This window comes from Streptomyces sp. NPDC087428 (assembly GCF_044744085.1).
In the GTDB taxonomy this organism is placed as follows: domain Bacteria; phylum Actinomycetota; class Actinomycetes; order Streptomycetales; family Streptomycetaceae; genus Streptomyces.
On sequence record NZ_JBIUXR010000014.1, the window covers coordinates 167,336 to 185,876 of the forward strand.

Below are 18,541 nucleotides of genomic sequence, written 5' to 3' on the forward strand. Positions count from 1 at the left end.
GGGGCCCTTCGGGGAACGTCAGGCGGCCGGGACCGGCTGCGGCGGAGGCGGGCCGACGTAACGGGCCGCCGGGCGGATGATCTTGGAGTCCTCCGCCTGCTCCAGGATATTGGCGCTCCAGCCGACCACGCGCGCCGCGCAGAACGTCGGCGTGAACATCTCGCGCGGCAGCCCGCACAGCTCCATGACCACTCCGGCGTAGAACTCCACGTTGGTGTGCAGTTCGCGCCCCGGCTTGAGCTCGGCGAGGATCGCCTCGACCTGCCGTTCCACCTCGACGGCGAAGTCGACGAGCGGTCCGCCGAAGCTCTGGGCGATGCCGCGGAGCATGCGTGAGCGCGGGTCCTCCGTGCGGTAGACCGGGTGTCCGAAGCCCATGATCCGGTCACCGGCGAGGACTCGTTCCCGGATCCATCCGTCGATGCGGTCGGGGGTCCCGATGGCGTCCAGGGTGTCGAGGGCCCGGCTGGGCGCACCGCCGTGCAGCGGTCCGGAGAGCGCGCCGACGGCCGCCACCAGGCATGCGGCGACGTCCGCGCCGGTGGAGGCGACGACCCGGCCGGTGAAGGTCGAGGCGTTGAAGCCGTGGTCGACGGTGGAGATCAGATACTGCTCGACGGCCCTGACCCGGGCGGCGTCCGGCACGGAACCGGTCAGCATGTAGAGGTAGTTGGCCGCGTACGGCAGGTCGTCGCGCGGCTCCACCGGTTCGAGGCCCCGGCCGAGCCGGTGCAGGGCGGTGAGCACGGTGGGGACCGCGGCGCAGGCGGTCAGCGCGTCGGCACGGCGCTGGTCCGCGTCGATGTCGTACACGGGGCGCAAGCCCGCCGACGCACCGAGCAGCGAGAGCGCCGTGCGCAGCCCCGCCAGCGGACCTGAGACGGCGCCCGCGCGGGCTATGGCGGGCAGGGCGTCACGTACCTCCGCGGGCAGCCGGCGCAGTGCGGCGGTGCGGGCCGCGAAGTCGGCGCGGGCGGCCGGACCGGGCAGCTCGCCCTCGGTCATCAGGTACCAGACGTCCTCGAAGCCGCGGGTCCGGGCCAGCTCGACCGCCGAGTACTGCCGGTAGTGGTAGAAGCCCTCGCGGCCGCGGACATCGCCGAGGGCCGTGTCGGTGACGACGACACCCGCGAGGCCTCGGGGGACGTCGAGCGGGGCTGAGCCGGTCATGGTCGTCATTGCTTCCTCCATGGACATTCCGGTGGTGCGACTCTTTACATTGATTCGACTGTCCATGCTTGACTTTAGATCTGTCAATGTTGATTGAATCAATATGGATACCGTGAGCAGCATGACGGATCAAGCAGGTGCGGGCGACAGTTCGGGGGCCACGGCGCATCGGCTCACCACCCGGGAGACGGCCGAGCGCCTGGGCGTGAAGCCCGAGACGGTGTACGCGTACGTGAGCCGGGGGCAGCTGACCAGCAACCGCGCGCCCGGCGGGCGGGGCAGCACGTTCGACGCGGCGGAGGTCGACGCCCTGGCACGGCGTACGGGACGCAGGGAGCCCGCGCCCCCCGCAGGCGAGCTCGCCTTCCGGACCGGCATCACGCTCATCGAGAGCGACCGCTACTACTTCCGGGGCGTGGACGCCACGGAGCTGGCCCGGCGCCACACCTACGAGGAGGTCGCCGAGTGGCTCTGGACCGGCGAGCTGCGGACGGGCACGCACTTCACGGCGCCTCCCGAGGCGCTGGCCGCGGCCCGCCGGACGGTCGGCGCCCTGCCGGCGCACAGCGGTTCGACGGACCGGCTGCGGGTGGCGGTCGTCGCCGCGGCCGCCGCCGATCCGCTGCGCTTCGACCTGTCGCGCGAGGCGGTGCTGGGGGGCGCCCGGAGTCTGATCCCGACCCTGGTGGCCGCACTGCCGACAGTGGGCGCGGATGAGGCGGGGGCCTGGGGCAGGAAGGGCGGCACGGACGCGGACGGAGCCGGGGACGGCGGCGCGGACGCGTCCACCGGCGCCGGTCTGGCGCGTCAACTGTGGCCGAAACTCACCGCACGCCCGGCCGACGAGGCGTCACTCGACGTGCTGGACACCGCCCTGGGACTGCTGATCGACCACGATCTGGCCGCCTCCACCCTGGCGGCCCGGGTCGCGGCCTCCGCTCGGGCCCACCCGTACGCGGTGGTGTCGGCGGGGCTGGGGGTGCTGGAGGGGCCGCTGCACGGCGCGGCCAGCGGACTGGCGCACCGGATGCTGGCCGAGGCCCTGGAGCGGGGCGGCGCGGCCCCGGTGGTCGCGGACCACCTCCGCACCGGGCGCCGGGTACCGGGGCTGGGCCACCGGCTCTACACCGGCGAGGACCCACGGGCCACGGCGCTGTTCGCGCTGCTCGCGGAGGTCCCGCGAGCAGCGCCCGCGCTGGCCGCGGCCCGCGACGTGGTCACCACGGCCGCGCGCCACACCCCGCTGCACGCGAACGTCGATCTGGCGCTCGCGGTGCTGTCCGTCTCCTCGGGCATGGCGGCGGAGGCGGGTGAGACCGTGTTCGCGATCTCCCGCACCGCGGGGTGGATCGCCCATGCCCTGGAGGAGTACGGGGAGCGCCCGCTGCGGATGCGCCCCATCGGCCAGTACACCGGACCGCGGCCGCCCCGACCGCTGCCCGACGCCATCGGAAACACCGTCGCAATAGACGGCTCACCAGGCGCAAAATAGCGACGGTCAGCGGGAAGTGTTGCGCGGGGGCTGGGCAGTCGAGCCGCGCACCACCAGCTCGGGCTCGAAGAGCAGCTCGTCGGAGGGCACGGCGCGCCCGCCGATCTGCACGGAGAGCAGCTCGACCGCGGCCCGCCCCATGGCCTCGATCGGCTGGCGGACCGTGGTCAGCGGCGGCTCGGTGCAGTTCATGAACGCCGAGTCGTCGTACCCGACGACCGAGACGTCCGCGGGGACCGAGAGGCCGCGGCGACGGGCCGCGCGCACCACGCCCAGGGCCAGCGGGTCGCTGGCGCAGATGAACCCCGTGACCCCTTCGTCCAGCAGTCGCGTGGCGGCCGCCTGCCCGCCCTCGAGCGAGAACATCGCCCTGGCCACCCACGCATCGGGGATGGCCGTGCCGGACTCCTCTGCGAGCACCCGGGCGGCGGCCAGCTTGCGCAGCGAGGGCATGTGGTCCGAGGGGCCGAGCACCAGGCCGATGCGCTCGTGGCCCAGCGAGACCAGATGGCGCCAGGCCTGCTCGACGGCGACGGAATCGTCGCAGGAGACGGCCGGGAAGCCGAGATGGGCGATGGCCGCGTTGATCAGGACGACGGGGATCTTGCGGTCGGCGAGCACCTTGTAGTGGTCGTGCGGGGCGTCGGCCTGGGCGTAGAGGCCACCGGCGAAGACGACGCCGGAGACCTGCTGCTGGAGGAGCAGCTCGACGTAGTCCGCCTCGGAGACGCCACCCTTGGTCTGCGTGCACAGGACGGGCGTCAGGCCCTGCTGCGCCAGCGCGCCTCCGACCACCTCGGCGAAGGCGGGGAAGATCGGGTTCTGAAGCTCGGGCAGGACCAGGCCGACCAGCCGGGCCCGCTCGCCGCGCAACTGGGTCGGCCGCTCGTACCCGAGGACGTCCAGCGCGGACAGGACGGCCTGCCGCGTGGCGTCGGAGACTCCTGGCTTGCCGTTGAGCACCCGGCTGACCGTAGCCTCGCTGACTCCAACCTTCTGTGCCACCTGAGCAAGTCGTCGCGTCATGTGTGCAAGATTAGCGCAAGATACGCAAGCGGATTGCGTGGGGCTGGAAACTTGACGAATTTCGGAAAGCACCGGAATGCCCCCACCGTCTCCGCGATGAGCGCACCGCCCGTCTCCACGACGAGCGCCCCACCGCTCACGGCCGGAAAGCCGCGCCGGCCCGGCCGGCCCCGGCGGGTCTTCTCGCAGGTACCGCTGATGCAGCCGACCGGCGTCACCGTACTCGTCACCGGCCCCTTTCCGGCACCCCTCAGCGCGCAACTCGACGACCAGGCGATACGCCGGGCGCCGGCCGGCGCGCTCCCCCGCACCCGAGGGCGCGGGCCGCCGCCCGTCAGACGGCGCCGGCTCCGGTCAGCGCACGGACCTCGGTCTCCGCGTGCTTGGCCACGTCCGGCGGCTCCTGCGAGGTGACGGTGCCGATCCAGCCGGCCAGGAATCCCAGCGGGATGGAGACCAGGCCCGGGTTCTCCAACGGGAAGAGCTGGAAGTCGACGCCGGGGAAGAGAGAGGTGGTGCTGCCGGAGACCACCGGGGAGAGCACGACGAGCAGCACGGCGGGGATCAGCCCTCCGTAGACCGACCAGACCGCCCCGCGCGTGGTGAAGTTCCGCCAGAACAGCGAGTAGAGCAGCACCGGGAGGTTCGCCGAGGCCGCGACGGCGAAGGCGAGGCCCACCAGGAACGCCACGTTCAGGTCCTGGGCGAGCAGCCCCAGCCCGATGGCGGCCACCCCGATCCCCGCTGCGGCGACCCGGGCCACGGCGACCTCGCTGCGCTGCTCGGAACCCGGACGGCGGAGCGACGCGTAGAGGTCGTGGGCGACGGACGCGGACGAGGCCAGGGTGATCCCGGCGACGACGGCGAGGATGGTCGCGAAGGCCACGGCGGCGACCACGGCGAACAGGATCGTTCCTCCGGTGGAGCCCTCGCCGCCGCCGAGCACGAGCGCCAGCAGCGGAACGGCCGTGTTCCCGGCGGGATTCGACGCCCGGACGTCCGCCGAGCCGACCAGCGCCGCCGCCCCGAATCCGAGCACGATCGTCATCAGGTAGAAGCTGCCGATGAGGCCGATGGACCAGACGACCGACCGGCGGGCCGCGCGGGCGGTCGGCACGGTGTAGAAGCGCGACAGGATGTGCGGCAGTCCGGCCGTGCCGAGTACCAGGGCCAGTCCGAGACTGATGAAGTCGACGCGTGCCGTCCAGGTGCCGCCGTACCGGAGACCCGGCGAGAGGAACTTCTTGCCGTACCCGCTGCGGTCGGCGGCGGAGTTGAGCAGCTCGTTGACATTGCCGTGGAAGTGGACCAGGACGAGCACGGTGAGGACGATCGTGCCCGCCATCAGCAGGACGGCCTTCACGATCTGGATCCAGGTGGTGGCGCGCATCCCGCCGAGCGACACGTAGATCACCATGAGCGCACCGACGCCGATGACGGTCCAGGACCGCGCTGCACCGCTCGTTCCGCCGAGGAGCAGGGCCACCAGGCTGCCCGCGCCGACCATCTGTGCCACCAGGTAGAGCACGGAGACCGTGACGGAGGACGTCCCCGCCGCGATCCGGACCGGGCGCTCCGCCATGCGCGCCGCGACCACGTCGGCGAGGGTGAACCGGCCGCAGTTGCGGACGAGTTCCGCGACGAGTAGCAGCACGACGAGCCAGGCGACCAGGAAGCCGACCGAGTAGAGCATGCCGTCATATCCGAAGAGGGCGATCAGACCGGAGATGCCGAGGAAGGACGCGGCCGACATGTAGTCGCCCGCGATGGCGAAACCGTTCTCCATGGGCGAGAACAGCCGGCCGCCGGCGTAGAACTCCTCGGCCGAACCGTGCCGGTCGCGGCTCACCCAGGTGGTGATGCCGAGTGTCACGGCGATGAAGACGCTGAACAGCAGGAGTGCCAGGGTCTGGTGATTCCCGCTCAACGCCCGGACCCCCGCGTCATCTCCTGTGTCTCCCAGCGCAGATCGAGCGCCGCCCGGTCCCTGCGCAGCCGTGCGTGCCGTGCGTACGAGCCGGTGAGAAGGAACGTCGTGAGGAACTGTCCGAGTCCCGCGACCATGGCGACGTTGACCGCCCCGGCCACCGGTCTCGCCATCAGGCCGGGCGCGGTGACCGCCATGACCACATAGGCGAGATACCAGACGAGGAAGGCGAGGGTGGCGGGGACGACGAAGCGCCGGTACCGGCGCCGCACCTCCTGGAAGGCGTCGCCGCGCTGCACCTCCAGATAGATGTCCGCCGCGCTGCGGCCGCGCTGCGGTGCCGCGGAATCGGGCGTCCCGGCGGGCGCGAAGCTCCCCGTACCGTCCAGTTCCCCCCATCCGGAGGCCAGCGCGTCGTACCACGGGTCGTCGAGTCGCATCACTGCGGATTCGCGCCCTGCTTCCTTCTCCACCGAACAACTCCCCTTGTCCACGGACCACTTCGGCCGCGTACCCAAGAATGGGCAGATCGGGAAGACCCCGGGCACTTCATTCCCGAGACTTCACCTCTTCAGGTGAAGGATGTGCCGGGTGGCTGTGCGAGCCCTCGAACGTACGCGTAGCGGACCGCCTGGGCGCGGTGGCGGAGCCCCGCCTTGGCGAACAGGTTGTTGATGTGGCTCTTCACGGTCGCCTGCGAGATGTGCAGGCTGCGGGCGATCTCCGCGTTGGACATCCCGTCGGCGATCAGGACGAGCACCTCCACCTCGCGGGGTGTCATCCCGTCGGGCAGCTCCGGCTCACCGCCCCCGGCCAGGGGCAACGGCCCCGTGGTGACCTGTTCCAGCAGCCGGCGCTGCACGGCGGGCGAGAGGCCTGCCTCGCCGGAGAGCACCGCCTCGATGGCCCGCACGATCTCGTCACCCCCGGCGTCCTTGGTGAGATAGCCGCGGGCCCCGGCCCGGAGTGCGGGAAAGAGCGAGTCGTCCTCGGCGAAGGTCGTGAGCACCACGACCTGCGTGGCGGGAAAGTCCTGGCGGATACGGCGCGTTGCCTCCACCCCGTCGCAGCGGGGCATCCGCAGGTCCATCAGGACCACGTCGGGTGCCTGCTCGGCCACCAGGGCGACGGCCTCCTCCCCGTCCTTCGCCGATCCGACCACCTCGATCCCGGGCAGCAGGCCCAGGAGCATGACGATCCCCTCGCGCACCACCGCCTGGTCGTCGGCCACCACCACCCGCGCGGTCACGCGGGCACCCTCAGATTCACCACGAACCCCTCCTCGCCGGGACCGGCCTCCAGCGTGCCGCCCAGCAGTTCGGCGCGCTCCCTCATTCCCAGCAGACCGTATCCGGAGCCACTGACAGCGAGGTCGCCCCCGGGACTTCTCCCACCCGAATCGCTGACCTCCAGGGCGATCCCGTCCGGCAGGTACTCCAGCCGGATGAGCACCCTGGCCCCCGGCGCGTGCTTGCGCACATTGGTCAGCGCCTCCTGTGCGACGCGCCGGACCGTCTGCGAGGCCTCGGCGGTCAGCGTGCGGCGCTCGCCCTCCACCCTGACCTCGGCCGGCTCGGCCGCCACCAGCTGGCGCAGGAAGTCCTCCACCGGCGACACCTCGCCGCGCAGGGCGGAGAGCGCCTGGCGGGTCTCCGCGAGCCCCTCACGGGCCATGGAGCGGGCCGCGACCACCCGCTGAAGGACCAGGTCCCGGAACTCCCCCGCGGGCTCCCTCTCGATCAGCAGCCGTGCCGCCTCCAGATGCACCAGCTGCGCGGAGAGACTGTGGGCGAGCACGTCGTGGATCTCCCGGGCGATCCTGGACCGCTCGTCCAGAGCGGCCGTCTCGGCCTCCGCCTTCCGCGCGGCCCGCTCCTGCGCGAGAAGCCGGCGCGCGCTGCCGCGGGCCTCGGCGTCCAGGCGCAGCACGTAGCCCGCGAGACAGAGCCCCGCCGTGGTCATGGCCGTACTCGGCCAGTTGTCGGTGTTCACGACGGCGTACGCGCCGAGCGCGACCGCCGTGGACGGGATTCCCGCCACCAGCGGCAGCCGCTCCAGAGCCGTGACCGCGCAGCCGCACCAGAGCACCACCGCCGGCACGGTGGCCCCGGACCGCTGGGCCCCGAACGCCGCCAGCATCAGCAGGGCGAGCACGCCGAGGGACACCCACAGCCGGTTCTCCAGGCTGGCCCGGAAGAAAGCCACCGCGAGCACCGCGCAGCCGAGCACCCCGATCAGGCCGACCGCGATCTCCCAGGGCCCGAACAGCCCGCCCGTGAAGGTCCCCCAGAGCATCAGGGTGAGCAGCGCGGCCCGTACGGACCATGCGATGAAGATCCGTGAGCGGGTGCGCGTCTCCCGGGAGAGAGCCTCCCGCGAAGGCCAGCTCGTCCACGAAGCGGGGGTCACACACGGTCCTTCCATGCCTGCCGGAACGGCGCGCGGTCAGCGGGGACACCGTACGACGCGGGTATTTCCGAGGCCCGGCGGACCAGCACCCCGCCGCGCACCAGCAGTGTCACGGCGAGCGCCGTCATCAGGGCGGGGCTGCCCTGATGCACACCCAGCGCCGCGGCCACCCCGTAGAGCGCCACCCTCAGCACCAGGCCCCCGGTCCAGACGTAGACGGTGGCCTTGGTCCCCTTGCTCCAGAGGGAGCCGTCCTCCGCGCGCCAGAGCCGGGCCGTCCATCCCCAGGCGGCGCCCGTGACCAGCCCCACGACCAGCTCGGCGCCCAGGACGACGACGGAGAGTGTCTCGTGGTGCCGGTCCACGAGTCCGGGGTCGCGCAGCGCCATGACGAGCAGGACGCCCGGCAGGACCCACCAGCGCCGGTCGCCTGAGATCCGCCGCGCAGAGCACTGGCGGACCACCACGAGGACGATGACCGCGACGATCACCAGGACATTGACGAACCCGGACATGGAGGCCTCCGAACAGCGGGAAGTTCTACGACTCCGACGCTACGGAAACGGCCAGGTCAGGGGATCGGCTCAGGGGTGGATCGTGGGTGGAGCCGTCGTCTCCACCCAGGGGTGCAGACGACGGCTCCGGTGACGTGCGAACCACGGGCTCAGACGTCGATGCGCGAGCGGTCCAGCGTGGCGGCCGAGCTGGTGATGAATTCCTTGCGGGGCGCCACCTCGTTGCCCATCAGCAGGTCGAAGACCTGCTCGGACGATTCCAGATCGCCGATGTTGATCCTCCGCAGGGTGCGGAAGCGCGGGTCCATCGTGGTCTCGGCGAGCTGGTCGGCGTCCATCTCGCCCAGACCCTTGTAGCGCTGGATCGAGTCCTTGTACCGGACGTTCTTGCGCTGGAGCTCCAGCAGCCGCTGGCGCAGCTCGTTGTCCGAGTACGTGTAGATGTACTTGTCCTGGCCCTTCTTCGGCTGGACGAGCTCGATCCGGTGGAGCGGGGGCACCGCGGCGAAGACCCGCCCCGCCTCGACCATGGGCCGCATGTACCGCTGGAAGAGAGTCAGCAGCAGGATCCGGATGTGGGCGCCGTCCACATCGGCGTCCACGAGCAGGACGATCTTGCCGTAGCGGGCCGCGTCGATGTCGAAGGTCCGCCCGGACCCCGCTCCTATGACCTGGATGATCGCGCCGCACTCGGCGTTCTTCAGCATGTCGGAGACGGATGCCTTCTGAACGTTGAGGATCTTGCCGCGGATCGGCAGCAGGGCCTGGAACTCACTGTTCCGGGCCAGTTTGGCGGTCCCGAGCGCGGAGTCGCCCTCGACGATGAACAGCTCGCTGCGCTCCACGTCGTCGCTGCGGCAGTCGGCGAGCTTCGCGGGCAGCGAGGAGGACTCCAGAGCCGTCTTGCGGCGCTGGGCGTCCTTGTGCTGGCGGGCCGCGATCCGGGTGCGGGCGGCGGCCACCGCCTTCTCCAGGACGGCCCTGGCCTGGGCCTTCGCGTCCCGCTTGGTCGAGGTCAGGTGTGCCTTGAGCTCCTTGGCCACGACGTTGGCGACGATCCGGTTGGCCGCGGAGGTGCCGAGCACCTCCTTGGTCTGCCCCTCGAACTGCGGCTCCGCCAGCCGTACGGTGACGACCGCGGTGAGGCCCTCCAGCGCGTCGTCCTTGACGATGTCGTCCTCGGCGACGCGCAGCAGCTTCGCGGAGCGGAGCACCTCGTTGACCGTCTTGGTCACGGAGCGTTCGAACCCGGACACGTGGGTGCCGCCCTTGGGGGTGGCGATGATGTTGACGAAGGACTTCAGGTTGGTGTCGTAGCCGGTGCCCCAGCGCATGGCGATGTCGACGACCAGTTCCCGGGTGACCTCGGTCGCCGTCATGTGCCCGCGCTCGTCGAGTACCGGCACGGTCTCCTTGAAGGTGCCCTGGCCGGTCAGGCGCAGCACGTCGCAGACGGCCTTGTCCTGCGCGAGGTACTCGCAGAACTCGCTGATCCCGCCGTCGAAGCGGAAGGTCTCCTCGGTCTTGCCCTCGCCGTTCAGGCCCCGCTCGTCGCGCACGACGATGGTGAGACCGGGAACGAGGAAGGCGGTCTGGCGGGCCCGCTGGTAGAGCGTGTCCAGATTGAGCTTGGCGTCCTTGAGGAAGATCTGCCGGTCGGCCCAGTACCTGACCCTGGTACCGGTACGCGCCTTGGGGACCCGCTTGCCCTTGAGGAGCCCGTTGGCCGGGTCGAAGGGGCTGTCCGGGCCCTGCTCGGTGAAGATGCCCGGAACCCCGCGCCGGAAGCTGATCGCGTGGGTCACGCCGTTGCGGTCGACCTCCACGTCGAGCCGGGCGGAGAGTGCGTTGACCACGGAGGCGCCCACGCCGTGGAGGCCGCCGGAGGCGGCGTAAGAGCCACCGCCGAACTTGCCTCCGGCATGGAGCTTGGTCATGACGACCTCGACGCCGGACAGGCCGGTCTTGGGCTCCACGTCGACGGGGATGCCCCGGCCGTTGTCGCGGACCTCGACGGAGTTGTCGTCGTGGAGGATGACCTCGATGTGATCGCAGTAGCCGCCGAGGGCCTCGTCGACGGAGTTGTCGATGATCTCCCAGAGGCAGTGCAAGAGGCCGCGGCTGTCGGTGGACCCGATGTACATCCCGGGGCGCTTGCGAACCGCTTCGAGCCCCTCGAGTACGAGCAGATGCCGCGCGGTGTAGTTGGAACCGTCTCGGTCTGCTCCGGTCAGCAGCGCAGTGGACGGCACGGACGTATCGGCGGTCACGCGGTTCGCTCCTCGCTGAATTTCATTTGGGGCCCAGTGGGTAACGGGCTCGGCTTCGGTTGCCGCTGAGAGGGTACCGAGGCCTGGTAGAGCGGGTGTAACGCCACCCTCGGAGAACGCTCACAGTAGTCCAGCCTCGCATACACGTTCGATCCCTCCTTGGAGTGACGTGCACATCACGTTCCCTTCCAGGCATGAACCATTTAGGCTCCGGGCACGTCCTCATCAACAAGCCGGCAAGCCAGCCGGTCGGACGGACCGACCAAGACAAGCAACGCGAAACCGTAGCGCTACGCAATACGGCACATTCGCCGCGAACCGGCAACAGACAGCCATCTTGAGAAGAAGTTTCGAAGAAAAGCCACGAGCGGGAACGTTTTCGGCCTGGTTGGATGTTGACCCTGGTACGACAGCTCGTCGAGCTAGAGAAGAGGCGACGTGACTACTGTTCTGACCCCCGCGAGCCCGCTGACCGCAGCAGACCGCTGTGACCGTTGCGGCGCCCAGGCATACCTGCGCGTCGTCCTGATCAGTGGCGGTGAACTGCTCTTCTGCGCCCACCACGGTCGCAAGTTCGAGCCGGAACTCAAGAAGATCGCCGCGGAAATACAGGATGAGACGGACCGGCTGACGGCCGTGCAGGCCCAAGCCGCCGAAGAGGAACAACACTGACACCTCGCATCCACGACGAGCCAGGGTCCGGTCCCGGACCGACCGACGGGCGGCCCCCTCCACAGGAGAGTGCCGCCCGTTCTCGTACCCGGAGCCGGTATCGGTCAGTCGGCGTCCGCCATCCACCCGATGGCGGCGGAGATCCGCGTATAGACCCCGGGGCTCCCGGCCCGACCGCAGCCGCTTCCCCACGACACCAGGCCGACAAGCCGCCCACGGGCCACCAGCGGCCCTCCGCTGTCTCCCTGGCATGCGTCGTACCCGCCCTGCGGTTCGCCCGCACAGAGCATCGCAGAGGCCTCGTACGTGCCGTCCCTGCCGCCCGGGTAGGCCTGCTCGCACGAGCTGTCCGGCAGAATGCTCACTTTCGCGGACCGGAGTGACGACGCGTAGTCACTGTTACCCGTGGTGTCCCCCCATCCGTAGACGACAGCGGCCGTACCCGACCGATATCCGGCGTCACCGGCTTCGGCCATCGGGATCACGCTCTGCTCCGGCAACGCCTCGGCGAGGGTCAGCACCGCGACGTCCCCGCTGTTGGTGGTGGCGTCGAACCCAGGGTTGACCCACGTCCCGCTCACCGCGATCTCCTTGCCGCCGGAACCGGTCAGCTCGTCGCGGCCGGAGATGATCCGCAGATCCCGCACCTGGCCGACATCGGCACCGAGCGCCCCCCTGCTGAGGCAGTGCGCGGCCGTCAGCACTTTCTTCGGCCCCACCGCCACGGCGCCGCAGAACTGGCCGGCGCGGGCGTCGCCGAACCTGTCCCGGCTGGAGAGCGCCACCACCCACGGGCTGTCCTCGACGTGAGCGGGCTGGCCCCCGATGACGATGCTGTCCGCGACGGCCGAGGCGGGGAATCCGAGCGGTATCACGGCCGCGGCGGCGGTGAGGGCGAGCGCCCCGGTCATGGTGCGGACGACGGTACGGGACATACGTACTCCTGACTCTTTGAGGGGACATGCCTACCCAGAGTCATTCCGCCGGCGCCGATCCGCACCCCAGCACAGGCCGAGGGCCCGCATCCCCCTGGGATGCGGGCCCTCGTTCCGTGTACTCGCCCGCGACCTAGTCGAGGTAGTCGCGCAGCACCTGCGAACGCGACGGGTGGCGCAGCTTCGACATGGTCTTGGACTCGATCTGACGGATGCGCTCACGCGTCACGCCGTAGACCTTGCCGATCTCGTCGAGCGTCTTCGGCTGCCCGTCGGTGAGACCGAAGCGCATGGAGACCACGCCGGCCTCACGCTCGGAGAGGGTGTCGAGCACCGAGTGCAGCTGCTCCTGGAGGAGCGTGAAGCTGACCGCGTCGGCCGGGACGACCGCCTCGGAGTCCTCGATCAGGTCACCGAACTCGCTGTCCCCGTCCTCACCCAGCGGGGTGTGCAGGGAGATCGGCTCGCGGCCGTACTTCTGGACCTCGATGACCTTCTCGGGGGTCATGTCGAGTTCCTTGGCCAGCTCCTCCGGGGTGGGCTCGCGGCCCAGGTCCTGGAGCATCTGGCGCTGTACCCGCGCGAGCTTGTTGATGACCTCGACCATGTGCACCGGGATACGGATGGTGCGGGCCTGGTCCGCCATGGCACGGGTGATCGCCTGACGGATCCACCAGGTGGCGTACGTGGAGAACTTGTAGCCCTTGGTGTAGTCGAACTTCTCGACCGCGCGGATCAGACCGAGGTTGCCCTCCTGGATCAGGTCCAGGAAGAGCATGCCGCGGCCGGTGTACCGCTTGGCCAGCGAGACCACGAGACGGAGGTTGGCCTCCAGCAGGTGGTTCTTGGCACGGCGGCCGTCCTCGGCGATGATCTCCAGCTCGCGCTTGAGCTTCGGCGCGAGCTTGTCGGAGTTCGCCAGCTTGTCCTCGGCGAACAGGCCCGCCTCGATGCGCTTGGCGAGCTCGACCTCCTGCTCGGCGTTGAGGAGCGGGACCTTGCCGATCTGCTTCAGGTAGTCCTTGACCGGGTCGGCCGTGGCGCCGGCGACGGCGACCTGCTGCGCAGGTGCGTCGTCCTCGTCGTCGTCGGAGAGGACGAAGCCCTTGTTCTCGCCCTCGCCCTCCTCTTCGTCACCCTTGCCGGCCTTGACTTCCTCGGCGGCGTCGTCGCCGTCGAGGGCATCGTCGTCCTGCTTGCCGGCCTTCTTCGACGCGGTCTTCTTGGCCGCCGTCTTCTTCACGGCGGTCTTCTTGGCAGCCGTCTTCTTGGCTGCCGCCTTCTTCGCAGGGGCGGCCGCGGTGGCGTCATCGGCCACCACGTCCACGGTCTCGGCCGACGGGGCGGCGGTGGCCGCGACGGTACGCGTCACGGTCGTCTTGGCCGCGACAGTCTTGGTGGCGGTGCGCTTGACCGGGCTCTTCGCTGCGACGCTCTTGCGGGCGCGCTTGGACGGCTCCGCGGCACTGACCATCAGCGTCACACCCTCTTCCTCGAGGATCTGGTTGAGGCTGCGCAGAACATTCTTCCACTGGGTTGGCGGAATCTGGTCAGCCTCGAAGGCCCGACGCACGTCATCGCCGGCGATCTGCCCATCAGCCTTTCCCCGCTCGATGAGCGCCATCACAGATTCGGACTCGGCGATCTCCGGCGGGAGCGTACGGGATGTGCTGGCCGACACGAACAACCTCTCGGAACGATGGAAACGGCTTCCGGCCCGGCCCAGGAGAGGGCTGAACCGACGACCGTCGGCTGGGAGTGTGCCGACGGCGCGGGCTATGCCTCGGAACTGCACAGCGCACTGAATGGCTGCTGTATTCCTTCCGCGACGGTCACCTCTTAAGTCATCGCGCTGTTTCGAGGAGTGTTACGCCCAATCCGCGTGGCCCGAGTCACACCCCATTTCCGACGAACGCGACCAGGGGCAACATCCCCCCACAATTGTGCCGCCGGACCACGAGGGTCCGGCGACACCTGGCTCGTACGCCCTGCCCGCGCCGCGCTCAGTGCTCGCGCGGCGCCGGCACCACCCGCTCCACCTCGAGGGGGGCCGCGAGGAGCTGGCGCATTGCGGTCTCGGCGCCCGCGGAGTCGCCGGACGCGAGGGCGTCGACGATCCGCGCGTGGTGGCCGAGCGATGCCTCATTGGGGCGGTCACAACCGGTCACCGGACCGCCCGAGACGTGCAGGGCGGCGGAGACGATGCCGGAGAGGTGCTCCAGCATGCGGTTACCCGCGGCCTGGATCAGCAGGGCGTGGAACTCCGCGTCGGCGCGGGCGCAGGTGATCACGTCACCCTGCCCGAGCGCGTGCCCCATGATCTCGACCATGTCGGCGAGGCGCTGCTGAAGATCCTCACGGCCGTGGCCCGCGGCGAGACTGGCGGCGAGCGGCTCGATCGTCCACCGCAGCTCGCTCAGCTCGCGGCGCTGGTCGTCGCGCTGCGGGCCGAAGGCGCGCCATTCGATGATGTCGGGGTCGAGCAGGTTCCAGTCACTGACGGGCCTGACCCGGGTACCCACATTGGGCCGGGCGCTGACCAGACCCTTCGCCTCCAGCACGCGCAGCGACTCCCGCACGACGGTGCGCGAGACCTCGAAACGCTGACCGATCTCCTCCGGCACCAGGGGGCGGTCCGCACCCAGGTCCCCGGAAACGATCATCTGTCCGAGCTGCTGGACAAGTTGGCCGTGCAGGCCTCGGCCGCGACTGGCCGATCCCCGTCGGCCCACCCTGCCGAGCTCGTTGTCGGGACCGCCCCAGGAACGAATGGCGGCACGCTCGCCGGCCGGCGCCTCCGCATAGGGGTATCGGTCTGGTTCGCCCGAGCCGGCGAGGCCGGAGTCGGCAGTGCGGGCGGCGGTCATCATGGTGTGCGCAAGGGTACTCACGCATCCTTTGTCGGCGCGGCTCAGCCGCCCCTTGAGGTCTTTGGTGAAAAGCACACGAAAGGGTGATCGGCACCCGCTTCCCAATTGACGCCTTATCGGTACAAATAGGGCATTCCCAATGGAGTTGTGGGACTTTTGACGTTCCGGCGCCGTCCTGCGATCACCAACGCACCCTGCCTCGAAGGCTCGTGAACAGATACGCGCAGATGAGGACCGACAACGACAGGGTCAATGCGCTCCCCACGGGGTGCGCCACGACCCGCATCGCGGCCAGCGCCCACCGGTCCGTCTCGTGCGGCCACCGCAGCCAGGCCAGGTCCCGCAGCCGGACCGGGAGCCCGCTCATCGAACGGGCGGTCGGAGTCTTCGGCATCCACTGAACGAGCGGAACCATCAGCACCGGGACAGCGAGCACCGCGGCCACACCCGCCGCCGTCACCCGGAACACCCCGGCGGCCAGCAGTCCGGCCCAGGCGCAGCCGACGGTCAGGCCGGACCAACTCACGGCCAGCGACATCACATTCGGCGGGATCCGGATCAAGTCACCCCCGTACACGAGGCGAAGAGACATCACGGAGGCCAGTACGGCGAGCAGGGCGAGCAGCAGGGCGACGCCCGCGGACACCGCCAGCTTGGCGAGGAGCAGCCCGAGGCGGCGGGGTACGGTGCCGCGGCCGGCGGCGAGCGCGGGGTAGCGGAACTCGTCACCGAAGGAGAGCGCCCCGAGCAGCCCGGCACAGAACGCGGCGGGCGGCAGCGGGAGCAGGGACGGCCAGGCGGCGAGCACGTTCGGCAGCGGCGTACGGCCGTCGCGGGCGAGCAGTACGGAGATCCCGGCAGAGGCGACCAGGGCGACGCCCATGATCAGGGTCGTGGTCCTGACCCCGAAGAGGCGGCGCAGTTCGTAACGCACCGGGCGCAGCGGGCCGCGGGCGGGACGCCGCCTGATCGGCGGCGGAAGCTCGGGCCCGTCGGCACCCGCGGCCGGTCGCGGTGCGGCCGCGCCCCCTGCCCGCTCGGCCCCTGCCTCACCGGCCCCTGCCCGCTCGGCCTCTGCCCCTGCCCCCTGGCCACCTGTCCCGTCGGCACCGGTGGCGGGGGTACTGGCCGCGGGGGTACCGGTCGCGGGGGCGCTGGTCGCGTCGGTACTGCTCGCGGGGGCGACACCTCCGGGAGCCGCGCGGTCGACGGCCGGGCCGGTGTCGCCGACCTCGCCGATCTCGTCGGCGAGCTGGTGAACGGGAAGCCCGTGCCGGAACGCCGTGTCGCCGATCTCCGCACAGGTGCTGCCGTAGACGGAGAGGCGGCTGCTGCTCGCTTCGGTGACCACTTCCACGGAGCGCCGGGCCGCCCGCGCCTCGCGGCTGACGACCGCGGCGAGGCGGGCGGCGTGCGGGGTGCGGACCGCGACGCGGGGGCGGAGCCGGGTGCGTGCGAAGTCGGCGACGTCCTGGTCCGCGACGAGCCGTCCGCCGTCGATGGACACCACGTGCCCCGCCGACCGCGCGGCCTCCTTGGGATCGCTGGTCGTGTACAGCACGACGCCGCCCCGGGCGGCGTGGGACCGCAGCACCCCGTGCAGCCAGTCGGCCTCCCGCGCGGCGAGCCCTTCCGTGGGTTCGTCGAGGATGAGCGCGTGCGGGTCGCCGAGCAGCGCGCAGGCGAGGGCCAGCCTGCGGTCCATGCCGTGGGAGAGCGAGGCGATGCGCTGATCCCCGAGCCCGGCGAGGCCTACGGTGTCGAGCAGTTCGTCGGCCCTGGACGCCGGTACACCCGCCGCCGCGCAGAGCATCCGGAGCTGTCCCCGGGCGGTGCGGACCGGGTGGCCCGGCACATCCCCGAGCAGCACCCCCACTTCGCGGGCGGGGTACGCGACACGGTGCAGCGCTCTGCCCCGGAAGTAGGTGATCCCCCGGCCCGCGTCGAGTTCGAGCATCAGCCGCAGGGCCGCGGTCTTGCCGGAGCCCGGTGCGCCCAGAAGGGCGGTGACACAGCCGGAGCCGGCTTCGAACGTGAGGTCGTCCACGGCGGGCGGAAGACCGCGGTGGCGGGCGCTGGTGAGTCCGATGGCCTGGAGCATCGCTTCTCTCGCAGGAGGTGAGACCGCTCGACGGCAGTGGGTACCGCAGCAAGATAACCCGACATATACGACTTTCTGTGCAGCGCCGCATCTGTGGCGCTGCGGCCTCACCCACGCGGAACCGCGGCGGCTTGCCGCACCCGGCACCCGGACACGTATCCGGCGTACGAGGACGTATCCGATGTACGAGTACGCATCCGGTGTACGGGCACACCGGTGCGCAGGCACGCACCGGATACGGATACGGGTACGGAGCGGCGCACCGCGCCAACGACGGCACGACCGCTGAAGTGGGGTCAGACCTCGGGCCGGAGCATCGGCGGGTTGAGCACCGTGGCCGCGCCCGACCTGAAGAGCTGGGCCGGACGGCCGCCCTGCCTGGTGGTCGTGCCGCCGGAGGGGACCAGGAAGCCGGGGGTGCCCGTCACCTTGCGGTGGAAATTCCTCGGGTCGAGCACCACGCCCCACACCGCTTCGTACACCCTGCGCAGCTCCCCGACCGTGAACGCGGGCGGGCAGAAGGCCGTGGCCAGCGAGGAGTACTCGATCTTGGAGCGGGCCCGCTCCACCCCGTCGGCCAGGATCCGCGCGTGGTCGAAGGCCAGCGGCGCCCGGTGTTCGCCGTCGCGGCCGTACCCGCCCTCCGGTCCGAGCACGTCCTCTACGGGTGCCCAGCGCGCACTGTTCGCGTCCCCGCCCGCCCGGGGAGCGGGCAGATCAGGGGCCAGCGCGAGGTGGGCGACGCTGACGACCCTCATCCGCGGATCACGCCCGGGGTCCCCGTAGGTGGCGAGCTGTTCGAGATGGGCACCGTTCCCGACGGCCGGCACCGCCGGGTCGTGCGCGGACAGCCCCGTCTCCTCGACGAGCTCACGCGCCGCGGCGGCACCGAGGTCCTCATCGGCTCTGACGAAGCCGCCGGGCAGCGCCCACCTGCCCTGGAACGGCGACTCACCTCGGCGTACCACCAGCGCGCAGAGCGCATGACGGCGCACCGTGAGCACGACCAGGTCGACGGTGACAGCGAAGGGCGGAAAGGTCGACGGGTCGTAGGGCGGCATGTCGTGATCATAGTCGTCTGCCTGACGATAAACACTCCCTTCGTCGCGCTCTTCACCCGTCCCCGCACCATCGGTGTACGGAGCCGGAGGACC

The 18,541-nt window shown here is 70.7% G+C and carries 15 protein-coding genes; 2 read left to right on the forward strand and 13 right to left on the reverse strand.

The window, feature by feature from the left end; all coding sequences use genetic code 11:
• Positions 1–18 precede the first annotated feature (18 nt).
• Positions 19–1,179, reverse strand: a complete 1,161-nt coding sequence (locus ACIO3R_RS28775; protein WP_402109870.1) for a citrate synthase/methylcitrate synthase — start codon at positions 1,177–1,179, stop codon at positions 19–21.
• A 112-nt stretch (positions 1,180–1,291) separates the two neighbouring features.
• On the opposite strand from ACIO3R_RS28775, the gene ACIO3R_RS28780 reads away from it, so the two are divergent.
• Complete coding sequence (locus ACIO3R_RS28780) at positions 1,292–2,662, forward strand: citrate/2-methylcitrate synthase (RefSeq protein ID WP_402109873.1); 1,371 nt, start codon at positions 1,292–1,294, stop codon at positions 2,660–2,662.
• Between the two features lie 6 nt (positions 2,663–2,668).
• Here ACIO3R_RS28780 and ACIO3R_RS28785 read toward each other — a convergent pair whose 3' ends face one another.
• The 7 genes from ACIO3R_RS28785 to ACIO3R_RS28815 all read right to left on the reverse strand — a co-directional run bounded on the left by ACIO3R_RS28785 (position 2,669) and on the right by ACIO3R_RS28815 (position 10,809).
• Positions 2,669–3,688, reverse strand: a complete 1,020-nt coding sequence (locus ACIO3R_RS28785) for a LacI family DNA-binding transcriptional regulator (protein WP_363026040.1) — start codon at positions 3,686–3,688, stop codon at positions 2,669–2,671.
• A gap of 334 nt (positions 3,689–4,022) precedes the next feature.
• The gene (locus ACIO3R_RS28790; RefSeq protein WP_402109876.1) at positions 4,023–5,615 is read right to left on the reverse strand and encodes a cation acetate symporter; all 1,593 of its coding nucleotides are present in this window, start codon (positions 5,613–5,615) and stop codon (positions 4,023–4,025) included.
• Positions 5,612–6,055: a DUF485 domain-containing protein gene (locus ACIO3R_RS28795; RefSeq protein WP_402109985.1), complete on the reverse strand. Its 444-nt coding sequence runs from the start codon at positions 6,053–6,055 to the stop codon at positions 5,612–5,614. Before ACIO3R_RS28795 ends, ACIO3R_RS28790 begins: the two co-directional genes overlap by 4 nt.
• A 131-nt stretch (positions 6,056–6,186) precedes the next feature.
• Positions 6,187–6,864, reverse strand: coding sequence for a response regulator (locus ACIO3R_RS28800; protein WP_402109877.1), 678 nt, complete (start codon positions 6,862–6,864; stop codon positions 6,187–6,189).
• Positions 6,861–8,024: a sensor histidine kinase gene (locus ACIO3R_RS28805; protein ID WP_402109879.1), complete on the reverse strand. Its 1,164-nt coding sequence runs from the start codon at positions 8,022–8,024 to the stop codon at positions 6,861–6,863. Before ACIO3R_RS28805 ends, ACIO3R_RS28800 begins: the two co-directional genes overlap by 4 nt.
• On the reverse strand, positions 8,021–8,539 hold the full coding sequence (locus ACIO3R_RS28810; RefSeq protein ID WP_402109882.1) for a DUF1453 domain-containing protein: 519 nt from the start codon (positions 8,537–8,539) through the stop codon (positions 8,021–8,023). Before ACIO3R_RS28810 ends, ACIO3R_RS28805 begins: the two co-directional genes overlap by 4 nt.
• Before the next feature lie 149 nt (positions 8,540–8,688).
• Positions 8,689–10,809 carry a DNA topoisomerase IV subunit B gene (locus ACIO3R_RS28815; protein ID WP_363026050.1) on the reverse strand — a complete coding sequence of 707 codons (2,121 nt, stop codon included), beginning with the start codon at positions 10,807–10,809 and terminating at the stop codon, positions 8,689–8,691.
• A gap of 438 nt (positions 10,810–11,247) precedes the next feature.
• Between ACIO3R_RS28815 and ACIO3R_RS28820 the strand changes: the two genes are divergently transcribed.
• Positions 11,248–11,481, forward strand: coding sequence for a hypothetical protein (locus tag ACIO3R_RS28820; RefSeq protein WP_024489001.1), 234 nt, complete (start codon positions 11,248–11,250; stop codon positions 11,479–11,481).
• 104 nt (positions 11,482–11,585) lie between these two features.
• On the opposite strand, the gene ACIO3R_RS28825 is transcribed toward ACIO3R_RS28820, so the two are convergent.
• The 5 genes from ACIO3R_RS28825 to ACIO3R_RS28845 form a co-directional block, all read right to left on the reverse strand.
• Positions 11,586–12,416, reverse strand: a complete 831-nt coding sequence (locus ACIO3R_RS28825; RefSeq protein ID WP_385036472.1) for a S1 family peptidase — start codon at positions 12,414–12,416, stop codon at positions 11,586–11,588.
• A gap of 133 nt (positions 12,417–12,549) precedes the next feature.
• Positions 12,550–14,097 (reverse strand): RNA polymerase sigma factor, encoded by a 1,548-nt coding sequence (locus ACIO3R_RS28830; protein WP_385036473.1) that lies wholly within the window; start codon positions 14,095–14,097, stop codon positions 12,550–12,552.
• Positions 14,098–14,419: 322 nt separating this feature from the next.
• A complete protein-coding gene (locus tag ACIO3R_RS28835) occupies positions 14,420–15,286 on the reverse strand; it encodes a FadR/GntR family transcriptional regulator (RefSeq protein ID WP_385036483.1) in 867 nt (288 codons plus the stop codon).
• A 181-nt stretch (positions 15,287–15,467) separates the two neighbouring features.
• Positions 15,468–17,387 carry an ATP-binding cassette domain-containing protein gene (locus ACIO3R_RS28840; protein WP_385036474.1) on the reverse strand — a complete coding sequence of 640 codons (1,920 nt, stop codon included), beginning with the start codon at positions 17,385–17,387 and terminating at the stop codon, positions 15,468–15,470.
• 296 nt (positions 17,388–17,683) lie between these two features.
• Positions 17,684–18,448 (reverse strand): NUDIX domain-containing protein, encoded by a 765-nt coding sequence (locus tag ACIO3R_RS28845; RefSeq protein WP_363026057.1) that lies wholly within the window; start codon positions 18,446–18,448, stop codon positions 17,684–17,686.
• Between the last annotated feature and the right edge of the window lie 93 nt (positions 18,449–18,541).

What these genes read in the sequence shown, in the direction of transcription:
- ACIO3R_RS28775 (WP_402109870.1), bottom strand. Translation starts at nt 1,179, where the DNA reads ATGACGACCATGACCGGCTCAGCCCCGCTCGACGTCCCCCGAGGCCTC.
- ACIO3R_RS28780 (WP_402109873.1), top strand. Translation starts at nt 1,292, where the DNA reads ATGACGGATCAAGCAGGTGCGGGCGACAGTTCGGGGGCCACGGCGCAT.
- ACIO3R_RS28785 (WP_363026040.1), bottom strand. Translation starts at nt 3,688, where the DNA reads ATGACGCGACGACTTGCTCAGGTGGCACAGAAGGTTGGAGTCAGCGAG.
- ACIO3R_RS28795 (WP_402109985.1), bottom strand. Translation starts at nt 6,055, where the DNA reads ATGCGACTCGACGACCCGTGGTACGACGCGCTGGCCTCCGGATGGGGG.
- ACIO3R_RS28810 (WP_402109882.1), bottom strand. Translation starts at nt 8,539, where the DNA reads ATGTCCGGGTTCGTCAATGTCCTGGTGATCGTCGCGGTCATCGTCCTC.
- ACIO3R_RS28825 (WP_385036472.1), bottom strand. Translation starts at nt 12,416, where the DNA reads ATGTCCCGTACCGTCGTCCGCACCATGACCGGGGCGCTCGCCCTCACC.
- ACIO3R_RS28835 (WP_385036483.1), bottom strand. Translation starts at nt 15,286, where the DNA reads ATGATGACCGCCGCCCGCACTGCCGACTCCGGCCTCGCCGGCTCGGGC.
- ACIO3R_RS28840 (WP_385036474.1), bottom strand. Translation starts at nt 17,387, where the DNA reads ATGCTCCAGGCCATCGGACTCACCAGCGCCCGCCACCGCGGTCTTCCG.
- ACIO3R_RS28845 (WP_363026057.1), bottom strand. Translation starts at nt 18,448, where the DNA reads ATGCCGCCCTACGACCCGTCGACCTTTCCGCCCTTCGCTGTCACCGTC.